Consider the following 15,964-nt stretch of genomic DNA (forward strand, 5'->3'; position numbering starts at 1 on the left):
AACTGGATATTTATAAAACTATGAAGGCTAAGTCGTCGGCATACCCAGCCGTCATGATTGCTTCTTTATTTGGATTGGTAGTGTTGGTTGTAGGGGCAATGCAATTTAGCGTATCGATTGAACCTCAAGTTAAAGCGTCGCCGGAGACAGTAACTCCTGTACCGTCTGCTACCCCGGCAATCAATCAAATTGCGCGACCTGCTACTAAAATGGCAGGAGTTCCTGGGGCTTTGATACTAAGCAATCAAACCGACTTACCTGTACGAGTGGCGCTACTGGCAAGAGGTAAAAAAGCGGTAGAACCAGCGCACTGGGATTTTGCTCCTCAAGAAGGCAGCAAGGAAGGGTTAGTTCTTTCTTTGCCCGAAGGGAACTTTAAGCTAGAAAAAGGAGACATTTTAGTTGCCTTTGCTCAAGATGGCTCAGGTCAGTATTGGGGTCCTTTTGTAGTTGGTGAGAGCGATGCCCCAATTTGGGACGCAAAACTCTCAAGATGGCAATTAACACTGCAATAGGGGTTGAGCCAATAATAAGGGTAGGAAAAAGCTGATATACTGCCCGCGATCGCTAATTATTCGCACTGGTTGCATGAAAAAACCTCTGAATCGTCCTCTGGTTGGTTGGCTAAACAACACTGCAAATCGTCCTCGCCAAGCCTTAATTTTAGCTATTTTGTGGCTGCTGTTCGTAGGCTGGGTAGCTTTCTTTTGGCATTTGGGGAGTATTAGTCTAATTGACGAAACAGAGCCGTTATTTGCTGAAGCCGCTAGGCAAATGAAGGTGACGGGGAATTGGATTACACCATTTTTCAATGGCGAGACTCGTTTTGACAAGCCACCACTGATTTACTGGTTAATGACGCTTTTTTATCACGTTGTCGGGGTGAATGAATGGGCGGTGCGCCTGCCTTCGGCACTAGCGGCAATGAGTCTCATAAGTTTGGGTTTTTATACTATTTGGTTATTTGGATTGCATACTGCTGCTCCTATGGTGCAGTTTGAACGCCGTCGCTACTGGCTGAGTGCATCCCTAGGCGCGGCTTTGATGGCGCTAAATCCCGAAACAATTGTTTGGGCGCGGACGGGGGTGTCTGATATGTTGCTAACAGGGTGTATGGGTTCGGCGCTGCTGTGTTGGTTTTGCGGTTATGCGACTTCTTTGCCAAAAATAAAACTGCGTTGGTATTTGGCTTTTTATGTTTTAATTGCGGCGGCAATATTGACTAAAGGACCTGTAGGAATTGTATTGCCTGGTTTAATTATTGGCTCATTTCTATTTTATTTAGGTCGCGTGCGAGAAGTTTTGGGGGAAATGCGCCCGCTATTAGGTGGCTTGATAATTAGTGCGATTTCTTTGCCTTGGTTTGGGCTAGTTATTGCCCGCAATGGCAGCGCTTATATCAATTCATTTTTTGGCTATCACAATCTCGAACGCTTTACAGGGGTTGTCAATCATCACGCGGCTCCTTGGTACTATTACTTTGTGGTGGTATTGCTTGGTTTTGCGCCTTGGTCAATTTATTTACCTGTGGCGGCTGCCAAAATCAAGTTACAAGCGCGATCGCATTGGCAACAACAAGAACGCCCTTATCAATTGAGTTTATTTGCTTTGTTTTGGTTTTTGGGTATTTTTTGCTTTTTCACTATTGCCGTTACCAAGTTGCCCAGCTATGTATTGCCTTTGATGCCAGCCTCGGCTCTATTGGTAATGTTGCCTTGGAGCGAACCAATTCCTTATCAGCCTAGTTGGAAATACCGCAGATTTTTTTATATTAGCCGTTGGTTGAATGTAGGTTTAGGATTAATTCTCGCACTGGCAATGTTTTTAGCCCCCAGCTTAGTAGGTGTCGATCCGGCTATTCCCAATTTACGCCAACTGGTTCAACAATCGGGTTTACCAGTTATTGCTGGCATAATCTGGGCGATCGCTGGAATTGGGGGAGCAGCTTTACTTTTACGCCGTCAAGGGCAATGGTTGCTGAAATTAAACTTAGCTGCGTTTATCGCCTTTGTGATTTTGGTGATGATGCCTGCCTCTTTTTTGATCGATGAAGCAAGACAAGTACCCTTAAAAGAATTATCGGCGATCGCGGCGGCAGCCCACGGACCTAATGAAGAACTGGTAATGATTGGCTTCAAGAAGCCGAGCGTAGTATTTTACAGCCAATTGCCTGTAACCTACATCAAAGAAACTAATGCGGGAATAGATTACGTGCAAAAGCTTCTAAAGTCAAAATCTGCCTCCTTTTCCGCCTTGGTTTTAGCCCAACCCAAAAAGCTAGTTAACTTAGATCCAACGCTCAGAGTTCAGCAATTGGGAGAAACCGGAGCTTATCGATTGATCCGAGTTGCTAAATAACTTGGCTATGTTCCTTAGCAATCAAGGCTCTGTGAATGTAATTTAATAGTTCCTCCATCGATAGGGAAGGTGGCAAAATGCAAGTTGCGATCGCATTTAAAATACTGTCCAAATCAACGGATTCAGAATTAAAACTTGGCGCGGAGGCGTTGTAGCTAACCTCTACTTGCTGGCGCAGCCGAACAGACTGCGGTTTGACATTATCTTGATTTAGCCGATCTAAAATTAAAATTGGGGGTAAATTTTCTTCCTCACTCAAAGCTTTAAGTGCCTGCACCGCTTGAGTGGAAAAAGGTTGATTGCCTAAACTAATTAGCATAACATCTACGCTAGAAGCTCTAATTTGGGGCATCACATCTGCCCACGACTGACTCATAGTTGTTTTAAATCCAGCCGTTTGGAGGTACTGAACCAAAGCTTGAAACCATTCGTTTTTAGTAGCAGGCTCAGTATCTTTAACTTCTGACTGCTGTTGTAAATCAGGCAAGTTCCCAATATCAACTATTAATAAGCTAGGTTGCCAACTAATCCCCGCCGCTACTTGCAATACTGCTAGCAAAGAATTGAGAGTCAAATCTCGATCTGTAGTCAGGCAAGGAAACACTATCAACCCCGGTACTTGGTTGACGGCGTGAGTAGTTGCCGCATTCAACGTTACTAAAGGTAGGCGTTTCAACTTGGGGTATTTGCTAAGTTGTTGGACATAAGCAAGAGGCTCCACAATTGCACCGTCGATCACAACTACATTTGGCTGCCAAATGCGAGCTAACAACTCTGCTTGTTCTAAGTCATCGGCTTCGACAACGCGGTGATGAAGTTGCAACAAACTAGAAGTCAATAACGAAGATTCAAAAGGAGTAACCAACCACAAAACTGTTAATAATTGGCATCGAGGGTGATCGCTACTTTCTGCCGGAAAAATTGGAGTTATCGAGCAAAAACGATTCAAAATTTGCTGCAAGTTCTGGTTTTGAATCGGGAGGCTAATAAATTCATCTGCCTGATTTAAAAATGCTTGCTCTCTTTCCGCGCCCGTTGCCGTCACAATTACGGGAATTTGGCTCGTCGCTACATCGGCTTTGAGCAGCGTGAGTACATCCCAACCAGAAAGCATGGGTAAAACTGGATTAAGAAATATAGATCCAGGCTGCAATCTCCGTGACTTTTCTAGGGCTTCGGTTCCCGAACGAGCAACGACAACCCGATAACCTAGAGTGTTTAGTTGTTCGCTCAGATTTTCGACAAATTGGGGTGCAGCCTCTACTACTAATATCAATGGGGTGGGGCGCAATTGAAGCGGCGATGGGGGTGTTGCCTTAACTCGTCCATCTTTAAGCGATAAGGGAGTCATAGAAGTGGGGGGCGTTGGCAACAGCGAAGTTGGGGTTTGTCCGGGCGTAGGATAATTTCTACTAATCTCCTCGTCGGCGATGCTTTTTTGAGGGGGGCTAGGAGGTAAGAGCAAAGTAAAGGAGCTACCAATGCCGTGTTTGGATAAAAAAGTTACATCTCCGCCATGCAAACGAGCCAAAGCTCTTGTTAGCACAAGTCCCAATCCTGCGCCCTCAAACTGCCGAATTAGAGGATTTTCTAGTTGCTGAAATTTTTGAAAAATTAAGTGCTGTTGCTGTTCGGCTATTCCAATACCTGTATCCCATACTGTAAAAGCAATCCAGCCTTCCCATCTATTTACCTGCAAGCCGACTTCGCCGCCAGGTTCGGTAAATTTGTAGGCGTTACTCAGCATATTGACTAGCATCTGGCGCAAGCGCAATTCATCGGCGATGAAAATATCAATGTCTGGGGCAATTTCTAAAGTAAATCGATGCTCTGCTACTTCTGCGGGGGTTTCGTAATGGCTATTAGCTTTAAAAGACATTGCTTTTACTTGCTCGACAGCGCGATCGCAAATAGTGCGAATTTGGACGGGTTCTAGATTAAGTTTTAGCTGTCCTGTCTCCATCCGTGTCAGATCGAGGATATCGTTCACCACTGCCAGCAAATGACGACCGCTTTGATGAATTAGTCGAGCGTAGCGCTCTTGGCGATCGTTTAGTTGCCCTAAAGCTCGATCTTTTAATAAAGTTGATAACCCCATTACTGCCGTAATAGGGGTTTTTAATTCGTGACTAATACAAGCTAAAAATTCGTCTTTAAGGCGGTTCAATTGAATTAGCTCGGCGTTTTTGGCAGCCAGTTCCAAGGCTAATTGCTGTTGATAGCTAATGTCGTTGGCTACCAATAGCCATAGGTCTTGGGAAGAAATATCAAGGGAAATTTTGACAAATTCCCATACTTTTTCTTGCCCATCGGGTGTAGGACAAATACAAACGCAAGTACCTGGTTTTGCTCCCAACTGACAGCGACTAAAACTAGCCTCGTCGCTGGGTATATTTTCTGGAGTTGACGGGGTGTCTATTTGCCGATCTGTTGGCGTACTTTTGTTTGGCGTTGTGGTTAAAAGTTCTTCTATTTCTTGGCGGACGGCTACTGAATCACTCCACAAGCCGAAGTGTTCTTGCCAGTTTGTTGATTGGGCGATCGCTTCTCCGGTGTCTGTCTGTAAAACTACTGCCCAAGGCAACTTTTCTACTATTTCAATTAATAAGTCTAGGGCTAGTTGGGTAACAGTGTCATTTTCTATCGTGGACGACGATGCACAATATTGCCATAACTGCGAACTATTTACTAACCCTACATATTTACCAACGCTATCTACTACTGCCCATTCCCAAGTGCTAGAAGCATTTTGCTGTAAGTGTGATTTGAGTTGTGCTAGGCTCCAATCTCCAGGTAATGGTGCTAAGGGTTCTACGAGGCTAGGATTGCTTTTGAGTGCGGAGAGTAACAGGCGTTGTTTTTTAGCTGCGGACACATTGCCTAAGTAGAGATTAAGCCTAGTTAGATCGATTTTGCCTAGCGGTTGCTGCTGGGTATTGACTACAACTAGGCGATCGCATTTCTTGGCTGCTAATATCTCTAACACTGCTGCTAGGGCTGTTTTTTCCTCGCACCAAGGCACGAGCGCCAGCAAACTTCTGAGTCTAGGGGTCGGCATTAACATTGTGCAGTGTCGGGAATCATCGCTAAAGGTGACACGTAGGTTTTTCGCCTTCTGGTATAGTAATTGCTACCGTTTTAATGACAACTTCCATTTCACAGGTTGCGGTATTTTATAGTTAGTTGCCGATCGAACAGCTTTTAGGGCGATCGCATTTAGCAATTATAATAAAATACGATGTCTTGTTGACTCGATCTTTGACAACCCTAAGCTTGGGAATTGACATATTTTTTTGAGGCTGCTTGATAACGGACTATTTGTATTTTATCTCTAGAAATCTTCCCACAACTTAGTATTTACATATTAATAATTTCTTAAGTTTTCCCTAGCAATCAGCTTCAATCAAAATATTAAATTATTACAACTATATTTAGTATTCTTTAATAAAAATTCATGGAGAGTATTAGTTATCAAAATGGACAGAAACAAGCAGTATTTCAGCAAATGCCCTTAGAAAAGCAAAATAAATTTTTGCAAGAATTAAAGCAAGATTATCAGCAGATTGTTTTAAGCTATTTCACAAATTCGGGCGTTAGAATTGAAATTGAGCAATTTACAGATAAAGTTTTTTCTAGTAACCTTCCAGTACCGCAAGTTATTCAAATTCATGTGGAATTAATAGATGATTTTTCTAAGCAATTAAAAATAGAAGGAAGAAGTGAAGAAATATTGCTTGACTACCGCTTGACTTTAATTGAGATCTTAGCGCATTTGTGCGAGATGTATCGTTTTCATCCGTCTAATTATTCTGCTACTAAATAGTAGCTATTTGTTGCCGTTACTTACCTTATGAATACTCTAAAAAAAGCTTACATTCTCAAGCTTTACGTTGCAGGTAATACCCCTAATTCTGTACGGGCTTTAAAAATGCTCAAAAATATTATGGAACAAGAATTTCAGGGAGTATACGCGCTCAAGGTAATTGATGTAATCAAAAATCCTCACCTAGCCGAGGAAGACAAAATCCTAGCAACGCCAACATTAGCTAAAGTTTTACCACCTCCAGTTCGACGGATTATTGGCGATCTTTCCGATCGAGAAAAGGTCTTAATTGGCTTAAACTTATTGTATGAAGAAATCCAAGAGTATGAAGAATAAGCAGTAAATAGGTAGGAGAAACTAGCTGAGTTTCTCCTACTAATTATCAACTTTAATAAATTTGATTTTAATAAAAATGAACGATAATAATCAAGCCATCAACTCTCAAGTTTTTAACAGTAAAGGTGTCCAAAAACTGCGGACAATGATCGAGGGATTTGATGATATAAGTCAGGGCGGTTTACCCGTGGGAAGAACTACGTTGGTTAGCGGGACTTCTGGCACAGGTAAGACTTTGTTTTCCTTACAGTTTCTTTATAATGGGATAATTTATTTTAATGAGCCAGGCGTATTTGTAACCTTTGAAGAAACTCCTCAAGATATTATTAAAAATACTTGGGGTTTAGGTTGGGATTTACAAAAAACTATTGATGACGGCAAGCTATTTATATTAGATGCTTCTCCAGATCCCGAAGGTCAAGAAGTTATAGGAGACTTCGATCTTTCAGCCTTAATAGAAAGACTGCAATACGCGATCGCTAAATACAAAGCCAAACGAGTTTCTATCGACTCAATTACGGCATTATTTCAGCAATACGAAGCATCATCAATAGTCCGGCGGGAGATTTTTCGGTTGGTAGCGCGGTTAAAACAAATCGGCGTTACAACAATCATGACTACCGAACGCACTGAAGAATACGGACCTGTAGCGCGGTTTGGAGTTGAAGAATTTGTATCGGACAATGTAACTATTGTGCGTAATGTTTTAGAAGGAGAACGTCGCCGCCGGACTATTGAAATTTTGAAGTTGCGCGGTTCTACGCACATGAAAGGCGAGTATCCTTTGACGATTAGTAATGAAGGATTTAATATTTTTCCCTTAGGAGCAATGCAATTAACTCAAAGGTCATCCAATATCAGAGTATCTTCGGGAGTAGATACTTTAGATAAAATGTGCGGTGGTGGGTTTTTTAAAGACTCAATTATTTTAGCGACTGGTGCTACCGGAACAGGTAAAACTCTGCTCGTAAGCAAGTTTTTGGAAAATGCTTGCAAAAATGGCGATCGCGCTTTAGCCTTTGCTTACGAAGAATCCCGCGCTCAATTATCGCGGAATGCTTATTCTTGGGGAATAGATTTTGAAGAACTCGAACGCAAAGGGTTGCTAAAAATTATTTGTGCTTATCCCGAATCAACAGGGTTAGAAGAGCATTTGCAAATTATTAAGTCAGAAATTGCTGAGTTCAAACCCTCTAGAATTGCTATAGATTCGCTTTCAGCTTTGGCGCGGGGAGTTAGTAACAACGCCTTTCGTCAATTTGTGATTGGGTTAACAGGTTACGCCAAACAAGAAGAAATTACCGGATTTTTTACCAATACATCCGAGCAATTTATGGGGTCAAATTCAATTACTGATTCTCATATTTCTACAATTACCGACACAATTTTGATGCTGCAATACGTAGAAATTCGCGGCGAAATGTCACGAGCAATAAATGTATTCAAAATGCGCGGTTCTTGGCACGATAAAGGCATCCGTGAGTATACAATTAGCGCCGCAGGTCCTCAAATTACTGATTCATTCCGCAACTACGAACGGATTATTAGCGGTTCCCCAAGTCGAATTACTGTAGATGAAAAAAGCGAGTTGTCGCGGATAGTACAAAGCTTTAAAGATAGTGAAGGCTAAAATTAGTTAAATCGGGTAATGTATGATGTTTTACCCCAGTTATTACTTTAAAATCTTTAATCTCTCGATCGGGTTTAGACCTAAATTTTTTAATCTAAAGGAACAAAAGCCTTGAAGCAAAATTGTTTCAAGGCTTTTTATTTAACGAGTATGGAGGGATTCGAACCCCCGACCCTCAGAACCGGAATCTGATGCTCTATCCACTGAGCTACATACCCACACGCTCAATCAATTGTAGCAGCGATCGCCAGCTAATGCAAAACTTAATAGACTAAGCAGATAGCTGACGATGCTCAATCTTGAAATCTACCACGATCGCCCGTTAAATTTTTCAGCATAGATTGAGATGCTAATAAAAGTTAAGCAGCTACACTCCCACACTTGTTAATCTTAAAGATAGCTCGGCTTGCCAAGTAGCCAAATCAGCTAAAGCGCGATCGCGATAGGCAGCATATCGTTCTTGTTTGCTCTTAATTTTTTGCGGTAGCTCTGGTAAAATGCCAAAATTGGGCGGCATTGGTTGGAAGTGTTTGGGGGAAGCAGAACTAATAAATTCAAACAGCGCCCCCATCATTGTTGTTGGGGGCAACGTCAAGGGCGGCTTACCCAAAGCCAAACGTGCAGCATTGGTTCCCGCCAACCATCCTCCGGCGGAGGCAGCAGTATAGCCCTCGGTTCCAATTATTTGTCCAGCAGCTAAAACTGTAGCATGGTGCTTAAATTGCAAGCTCGGTTGCAATAACTGCGGCGCGTTGATAAATGTATTGCGGTGCATTACTCCCAAACGCACAAACTCCGCATTTTCCAAGCCAGGAATCATTTGAAATAAGCGTTTTTGTTCGCCCCACCGTAAATTTGTCTGAAATCCTACCATGTTCCACAACTGCCCTGCTTTGTCTTCTTGGCGCAGTTGCACTACCGCGTAGGGACGCTGGGATTTATTTTCGGGAGCGCGAAAATCCCCTTTACGGGCATCAAATAAACCGACAGGCTTTAAGGGACCATAACGCATCGTATCTTCACCGCGCTGCGCTAATTCCTCAATAGGCAAACAAGCTTCAAAAAACTTAGCCGTCTCGCGTTCAAAATCTTTTAGTTCTGCTTGTTCGGCGCTACATAATTCTTGGCGAAAGTGCAAATACTGTTCCCGACTCATTGGACAATTGAGATAGTCAGCATCGCCTTTGTCGTAACGAGAGGCTAGAAAAGCAATATCGCGGTTGATAGATTCCCCGACAACAATGGGACTTGCTGCATCAAAAAAACTGAGGTATTCCATCCCCGTAAATCGTTGTAAATCTTCGGCAAGTTGAGGGCTAGTCAAGGGACCTGTTGCTAATACGACAATACCTGGAGGGATTTGCTCAACTTCGCCTCGCCGCAGTTCAATCATTGGATGCTGGGCAACAGTTGTAGTTAAGTCGTGGCTAAATTTACCTCGATCTACCGCTAAAGCGCCCCCGGCGGGTACACAGTGTTCGTCAGCTTTGGAGATAATTATTGAATTAAGCTGACGCAACTCAGCGTGCAATAAACCCGCCGCGCGATCGCTCGATTGCGCCCCAAAGGAATTACTACATACGAGTTCTGCCAATTCCTGAGAGTGGTGGGCTGGGCTGACTCGGTGGGGGCGCATTTCATGCAATATTACTGGTATGCCCGCCGCCGCAATTTGCCACGCGGCTTCTGTTCCAGCTATGCCGCCGCCGATAACATGAATTGGTTGTACCATCAATAACCTGTGATTTTAAAAGTGGATTTTTTTGCTAATTCAATAATTGAGCGATCGCTCCGGGCATCGGCAAGATAATAATTACTAGCAATGCTATGGCGAATAAGCCCAAAATATCGCGTTTATTATCTAGTTCGCTAATATCATTTAAAGCTGGTTCGTCAGCAACGGGCATAAAAAATAAGATAATTGCCCATAACCGAAAACCTGGTTGAAGCAAGGACAACCCTAGTAATAAAAAACGGGAAATTTGCCCGATGGCAATCCCGTTGCGTTGTCCGAACATCGCATGGATAATATGACCGCCATCAAGTTGTCCTACAGGAATCAAATTCAAGGCTGTAGCGATTAATCCCAATAACCCAGCTACGGCTACAGGGTGCAAGTCTAGCCCGCTATTGGCACTTAGTTGGATACCCAAGGTCAATTTACTTAGCAGTGCCAATAACAAGGAATAGTTGGGATCTAAAGCGTTGGGATTCAATAATTGTTCGGCGTTTTCTGGCAACGATACCACCTCCGAATGAGCTAAACCCCAAATTAATACGGGTAAGGTGACGACAAAACCTGCCAAGGGACCAGCAATACTCACGTCAAATAATGCTTTGCGGTTGGGTATGGGGCTACGCATTTGAATAAATGCGCCAAAGGTTCCCAAAAATGCCGGAAATGGAATAAAGTACGGCAGGGTTGCCCGAATTTTGTAGTATTTTGCCGTTAGGTAATGCCCTAGTTCGTGAATCCCCAATATAGTCATCAAAGAAGCCGCATAAGGTAATCCGCTTAAAAGTACCCCAGGGTCGGATCTTAATAGGGCAACATTATTTGCATTGGCAATTTCTACGCCGACTAAGGTTGTAGTGTAAATAGTAGCAATTAGTAGTCCCAGAGCTAGACCAGGACGAGTTACTTTAGTATTGCGGCTTTTGTTCGCCGTTTGAGTATTGGGAACTAAGGCAAAGAACGGCTTTCCGGTACTGTCTTCTTGAAACAATACCAAAAAGCGATCGCCAAACTCCGAGCGGACGTTTTCTTTGATGCGATCGTAAGCTTGGGATGGAGACTTTTCTCGCAATTGTCCCCGACAAATGATTGCTTGGGGTCGATACTCAATATTATTTACATAAAAAATAGACCAAGGAAAACAATTTCTTAGCTTAGTTTCTTCGGTTTTATCAATGGGGCGTACTGGCGCAGGCGGTGGGGCAACTTCCTTTACTGGCGGTTGTGATTCTACCGCCTGCGCTGATTCATTTTGGCTAGGGGTTAAGTTTTTTCGTCCTCTTTGGTGCAGTTTTAGATAGAAAAATATGCTTAGTATACTCATGCCTATCAATAGTTCTATCGGCGGGAGTTGCTTTGCACCATAAATTAGTACCCACATACTCCAAACAAAAGGAGGTATCATCAACACTAGCCACAACAGCCAAACAGGTGTTGTAGTAACGCCAGCTACGCTCCGGCGCACTATAAAATAAGTAAATAGTGCCATCAATAAAAGAATAATCCAGTCAATTATCATGCTATTAAAATAAAGTTTAATTAGGATTTGAGAATGCCAAACTTATTTAAAATTTCTGACAAACTGCATTCATAATCAAAAAACCAAAGCTTTCTAACAACGGTAGCAGTGTACTCAGATTCTTCCCTTCCCATTGGTACTAATACAACTAATTCTTTACCAATTCCCGCGAGCCATCCTCCCAAGCAACCGCAATCTGTATTCGACAATATTTGTGCTTTTTCACCCAACTCTGACACTTTAGGAGGAACTGCTTATCTTATTGTAGAAAAAGAAGGTAATATCTTGCTTGATTGTCCGGCAATCAATGAGATAACGTTTGAGTTTTTGACTTCGCACGGCGGGGTAAAAAGTCTATTTATCACTCATCGGGGCGCAATTGGCAAGGTACGCGAGATTCAAAACACTTTTAATTGTGAAGTTTTAATTCAAGAGCAAGAAGCTTACTTATTGCCGAAAGTGAAAGTAACGACTTTTAGGCAAGAAATTACTCTCAAAAGCGACCAGAGAGCAATCTGGACACCGGGGCATTCTCCTGGCTCCTCCTGCTTTTATTATCCTCACAATGGCGGAATTTTGTTTACGGGACGGCACTTACTGCCAAATAAACAAGGGGAACCCGTACCGTTAAGAACTTCTAAAACTTTTCAGTGGTATTGGCAAATTAACAGCGTGCAATTACTGCGGGAAACTTTTAATCTCGAAACCTTGACCTATATTTGTCCCGGCGCAAATATAGGGTTTCTTAGAGGGAAAAAGGCGATCGCTAACGCTTACCCGCAATTAGCGGCGTTAGACTTAAACACATTAAAGAATTCGCCAATTATTTTGTAGTTTTAAGCTGCTTTTGCTACTTCTAAGTTGGTTGTCAACAACTCTACGGCGGCTTGATACTGGATATCTGCCTCTGTACCAATTTGTTCGCGGGTAAGAGGTTCAAGTTTAACTAGGCGATCGGGGGCGATGCCAAGCTTATTAATATCTCGATGATTGGGGGTTTCGTATTTAGCTACCGTCACCGCTATTCCCGCACCATCAGATAAATCAAATAAAGACTGAATTAAGCCTTTACCAAAAGTAGTTTCTCCGACTAAAGTCGCCCGCCCGTTGTCTTGCAGCGCTCCGGCTAAAATTTCACTAGCACTAGCTGTACCTTGATTGACCAAAACTACCAATGGATCGCGAGTCAACGCCGAACCGTAAGCTTCAAAGCTGCCTTGAATCCCTTGACGGTTTACAGTGTAGACCACCGTGCCTTTATCCAACCACAACCGCGCAATTTCAATTCCCGATTGCAATAAACCGCCGGGATTGTTGCGTAAATCTAGAATATAAGCATTTGCCCCTTGCTTTTCCAAACTCTCAATTGCATGAGCAAGTTCAGTTGTAGCATTGGCATTAAATTGAGTTAGGCGGATATAACCAATGGGAATGTTTTGGGGAGAATAACGCAACTGCGTAACCACCGGGTTTAGAGCAATGCGATCGCGCGTTAGATCGATTTCTGTAGTTGCTTCGCCTTCGCGCTCAATAGTCAAGTACACGTGAGAGCCAATTTGTCCCCGCATTCTTGCTGCCGCTTCGTCTAGGGTAATATCGGTAGTTGGAGTGCTATCAATTTTGGTAATGCGATCGCGCGGGCGAATCCCGGCTTTATCGGCGGGAGAGCCAGCTATTGGTGCGACTACCTCCAAAACTCCAGTTTTTACATCCAACGCAATTTGCAAACCTACTCCAGTCAACTCTCCTGACGTATTTACCTGCAAGCTCCGATACTGTTCTGGGCGCAAAAACCGTGTAAAGGGGTCGTCAAGAGTAGCAATCATCTTTTGCACGGCATTAAACGCTGATTCTTCATCATTTAACGGCTGTTTTAAGACTTTTTGCCGCACCGATGCCCAATTTTGGTGGTTAAAAGTATCATCTAAGTATGTACGATTAACAATTCTCCATGCCTCCGAGACTAACTTTTGTTCTTTGGTCAGCGCGGCGGCGGGGGATATCCAACTGCTCCAGGCGATCGAGAAAGACAATATGAGAAAGATTCCGACTTTGAAAATTTGTTTGTAATTTACACTCATTTAACTATTTTCCCTCAATCTCCCCCAGACTTCGCCATAATTGGCAGCCAAAATTATGAAATCATCCTCTCGATTATGTTACTTTTTTTATAGAACTAATGCAGAAAAACTCAGTTAACTGCCAACCCTCAAGGAAAGCAACAAGCTGTCGCAAACCAAAAACTACTGCGTTGAGCAACAATAAATAAAGTGCTAGATGCCTAGAACTTGTGCAAACCTTAGAAAATTGACTCTTATAACTAATTTTAGTTTTGAGAGTTTAAAAACTGTAATCTATTCTCAAGAACTTTACTACAAGTATGGCAAACGTTTACGACTGGTTTGAGGAGCGCTTAGAAATTCAGGCGCTTGCTGAAGATGTAACCAACAAGTATGTACCCCCCCACGTCAACATTTTTTACTGCTTTGGCGGGATTACTTTAACTTGCTTTTTGATCCAGTTTGCCACTGGATTCGCCATGACGTTTTATTACAGACCAACGGTTGCTGAAGCTTACACTTCCGTACAGTATTTAATGAACGATGTGAACTTCGGTTGGCTCATTCGTTCTGTCCATCGCTGGTCTGCAAGCATGATGGTGTTGATGATGATTTTGCACACTTTCCGGGTTTACCTCACTGGTGGCTTCAAAAAGCCCCGCGAATTAACCTGGGTAACAGGTGTAATTTTGGCAGTTATTACCGTTTCGTTTGGTGTAACTGGCTACTCCTTACCTTGGGATCAAGTCGGATACTGGGCTGTAAAAATTGTAAGTGGTGTACCAGAGGCTATTCCTGTCGTTGGTACGCTCATGGCTGACCTCTTGCGGGGCGGTTCAAGTGTAGGTCAAGCAACATTAACTCGGTACTATAGCGCTCATACCTTTGTATTGCCTTGGTTGATTGCTGTTTTCATGTTGCTGCACTTTTTGATGATTCGCAAGCAAGGCATTTCTGGACCTTTGTAAATTAAGCTATTAGCCCTTAGCAATAGCTAAGCGCTTTTATCAACTCTAAAAGGAGAACACTTTACTGATGGGAACTCTCAAAAAACCGGATCTTAGCGATCCAAAGTTACGCGAAAAACTTGCTCAAGGCATGGGTCATAACTACTATGGCGAACCTGCTTGGCCCAATGACTTGTTGTATATGTTCCCTGTTGTAATTCTGGGAACGGGCGCTTGTATTGTTGCCTTGTCGGTTTTAGACCCTGTTATGACTGGCGAAGCGGCTAATCCCTTTGCAACGCCATTGGAAATTTTGCCTGAGTGGTATTTGTATCCAGTGTTTCAGATTCTTCGCTCCGTTCCTAGCAAGTTGCTGGGAGTATTAGCGATGGCTTCAGTACCAATCGGGTTAATTGCTGTTCCCTTTATTGAGAACGTCAACAAATTTCAAAACCCTTTCCGTCGTCCTGTGGCAACAACAGTGTTCATGATTGGCACGTTGATTACCTTGTGGCTAGGTATTGGTGCTACTTACCCCATTGATAAATCCTTTACTCTAGGGCTATTCTAAAGTAATCTAGCTACACAAAAAAATCGTACTTTGACACCTGTAGTTTCTGAACTGGCGTTATGCTGAGAAGAAACTCCTACAGGTGTCAATTTTAATAACGCGATCGCCTACGATTGCAGGTAGTGTTTGTTTTGTAAACTAAAAGTAGAAAAAACTTCTTCTTTAGGCTTTTGGCTATTTATTGCTTTTTTTTAAGTGAACTGCGGTCGCGCTAGGGTATGTTAAAGCAAGACCATTTGACGGTGTATAGCAATCTTGAGTTTCTCAACCAAGTTCAACAATGGTTTGAGCAATTTTGTTTGCAACATCTATCTCAATTATTGTGGTCAGATCGAGAGCTTTATCGCCTCAATTTAGCTTTAGCAGAAGGGTTTACAAACGCTGTACGCCACGCTCATCAATCTTTACCGCCAGATACAACTATAGATATTGATTTGAGTCTCTGGGCTGATAGATTTGAGATTAGAATCTGGGACAAAGGCAAACCCTTTAATCCTGATGTATTAACTGAACCAAAACCCGGTACGCTTCAAGAAGGTGGTTATGGTTGGTTTTTGCTCCGGCGTTTGGCAGATAGAGTTGTATACGAGCGCGATACTGATGACAGAAATTGCTTGTTGATTGTTAAATATGGGACTTTAAACTAAACATTAAATTGCAGGCAATGGGTAAATTTACCGCAAAGTTACAGTTATGGGATGAGGATAACCATCCTCTAAAGGGTCGAGACTTGCACCCGTTACCCATACTTGTTATCTTTAATCTCTACTATTTTACGATCGCCACTACGCGCAAAATTTATATCCATCCCTGGGTATAATTCGGGTAAGATTTCTAAATTGGCGATCGCAATTCCGGCTTTAACTGTTCGCCGTAAGTCCCGCGCTCTATCGCTTCGATGAGCGTCGGGATATAAGGCGGGTAACGACTCAAAAGGAGTTACCAAATCTATATCTATTGATTCTACCACGAACAATATTTATGA

14 protein-coding genes and 1 tRNA gene are annotated in these 15,964 nt (G+C 42.8%); 9 read left to right on the top strand and 6 right to left on the bottom strand.

What is annotated here, in order from left to right; all coding sequences use genetic code 11:
• Positions 1-20: 20 nt before the first annotated feature.
• Positions 21-515, top strand: a complete 495-nt coding sequence (locus tag AC2VE5_RS14960) for a hypothetical protein (protein ID WP_486888536.1) — start codon at positions 21-23, stop codon at positions 513-515.
• Positions 516-588: 73 nt separating this feature from the next.
• Positions 589-2,358: an ArnT family glycosyltransferase gene (locus AC2VE5_RS14965; protein ID WP_486888537.1), complete on the top strand. Its 1,770-nt coding sequence runs from the start codon at positions 589-591 to the stop codon at positions 2,356-2,358.
• Here AC2VE5_RS14965 and AC2VE5_RS14970 read toward each other — a convergent pair.
• Positions 2,351-5,416 (bottom strand): ATP-binding protein, encoded by a 3,066-nt coding sequence (locus AC2VE5_RS14970; protein ID WP_486888538.1) that lies wholly within the window; start codon positions 5,414-5,416, stop codon positions 2,351-2,353. The two genes, AC2VE5_RS14965 and AC2VE5_RS14970, sit on opposite strands and share 8 nt — an antisense overlap.
• Before the next feature lie 396 nt (positions 5,417-5,812).
• Here AC2VE5_RS14970 and AC2VE5_RS14975 point away from each other — a divergent pair, with 396 nt between their 5' ends.
• From AC2VE5_RS14975 to kaiC, 3 genes are all read left to right on the top strand, one after another.
• Positions 5,813-6,181 carry a KaiA domain-containing protein gene (locus AC2VE5_RS14975; protein ID WP_486888539.1) on the top strand — a complete coding sequence of 123 codons (369 nt, stop codon included), beginning with the start codon at positions 5,813-5,815 and terminating at the stop codon, positions 6,179-6,181.
• Positions 6,182-6,208: 27 nt separating this feature from the next.
• On the top strand, positions 6,209-6,517 hold the full coding sequence (gene kaiB, locus AC2VE5_RS14980; RefSeq protein ID WP_486888540.1) for a circadian clock protein KaiB: 309 nt from the start codon (positions 6,209-6,211) through the stop codon (positions 6,515-6,517).
• Positions 6,518-6,593: 76 nt separating this feature from the next.
• On the top strand, positions 6,594-8,147 hold the full coding sequence (gene kaiC / locus AC2VE5_RS14985; RefSeq protein WP_486888541.1) for a circadian clock protein KaiC: 1,554 nt from the start codon (positions 6,594-6,596) through the stop codon (positions 8,145-8,147).
• A gap of 145 nt (positions 8,148-8,292) precedes the next feature.
• Here the strand turns inward: kaiC and AC2VE5_RS14990 are convergent.
• The 3 genes from AC2VE5_RS14990 to AC2VE5_RS15000 all read right to left on the bottom strand — a co-directional run bounded on the left by AC2VE5_RS14990 (position 8,293) and on the right by AC2VE5_RS15000 (position 11,401).
• Positions 8,293-8,365: transfer RNA gene (locus AC2VE5_RS14990), tRNA-Arg, on the bottom strand.
• Positions 8,366-8,514: 149 nt separating this feature from the next.
• Complete coding sequence (gene trmFO, locus AC2VE5_RS14995) at positions 8,515-9,879, bottom strand: FADH(2)-oxidizing methylenetetrahydrofolate--tRNA-(uracil(54)-C(5))-methyltransferase TrmFO (RefSeq protein WP_486888542.1); 1,365 nt, start codon at positions 9,877-9,879, stop codon at positions 8,515-8,517.
• A gap of 34 nt (positions 9,880-9,913) precedes the next feature.
• Positions 9,914-11,401, bottom strand: coding sequence for a site-2 protease family protein (locus AC2VE5_RS15000; RefSeq protein WP_486888543.1), 1,488 nt, complete (start codon positions 11,399-11,401; stop codon positions 9,914-9,916).
• Positions 11,402-11,509: 108 nt separating this feature from the next.
• On the opposite strand from AC2VE5_RS15000, the gene AC2VE5_RS15005 reads away from it, so the two are divergent.
• Positions 11,510-12,235 (top strand): MBL fold metallo-hydrolase, encoded by a 726-nt coding sequence (locus AC2VE5_RS15005; RefSeq protein WP_486888544.1) that lies wholly within the window; start codon positions 11,510-11,512, stop codon positions 12,233-12,235.
• Between the two features lie 2 nt (positions 12,236-12,237).
• On the opposite strand, the gene ctpA is transcribed toward AC2VE5_RS15005, so the two are convergent.
• Positions 12,238-13,482, bottom strand: a complete 1,245-nt coding sequence (ctpA, locus tag AC2VE5_RS15010; RefSeq protein ID WP_486888545.1) for a carboxyl-terminal processing protease CtpA — start codon at positions 13,480-13,482, stop codon at positions 12,238-12,240.
• Positions 13,483-13,781: 299 nt separating this feature from the next.
• Between ctpA and petB the strand changes: the two genes are divergently transcribed.
• The 3 genes from petB (at position 13,782) to AC2VE5_RS15025 (ending at position 15,626) form a co-directional block, all read left to right on the top strand.
• The gene (gene petB / locus AC2VE5_RS15015) at positions 13,782-14,429 is read left to right on the top strand and encodes a cytochrome b6 (RefSeq protein ID WP_486888546.1); all 648 of its coding nucleotides are present in this window, start codon (positions 13,782-13,784) and stop codon (positions 14,427-14,429) included.
• A 67-nt stretch (positions 14,430-14,496) separates the two neighbouring features.
• Positions 14,497-14,979: a cytochrome b6-f complex subunit IV gene (petD, locus tag AC2VE5_RS15020; protein ID WP_486888547.1), complete on the top strand. Its 483-nt coding sequence runs from the start codon at positions 14,497-14,499 to the stop codon at positions 14,977-14,979.
• A 218-nt stretch (positions 14,980-15,197) separates the two neighbouring features.
• Positions 15,198-15,626, top strand: coding sequence for an ATP-binding protein (locus AC2VE5_RS15025; protein ID WP_486888548.1), 429 nt, complete (start codon positions 15,198-15,200; stop codon positions 15,624-15,626).
• A 92-nt stretch (positions 15,627-15,718) separates the two neighbouring features.
• On the opposite strand, the gene AC2VE5_RS15030 is transcribed toward AC2VE5_RS15025, so the two are convergent.
• Positions 15,719-15,949 (bottom strand): hypothetical protein, encoded by a 231-nt coding sequence (locus tag AC2VE5_RS15030; protein WP_486888549.1) that lies wholly within the window; start codon positions 15,947-15,949, stop codon positions 15,719-15,721.
• Between the last annotated feature and the right edge of the window lie 15 nt (positions 15,950-15,964).

Source organism: Aliterella sp. E5.1 (assembly GCF_057473825.1).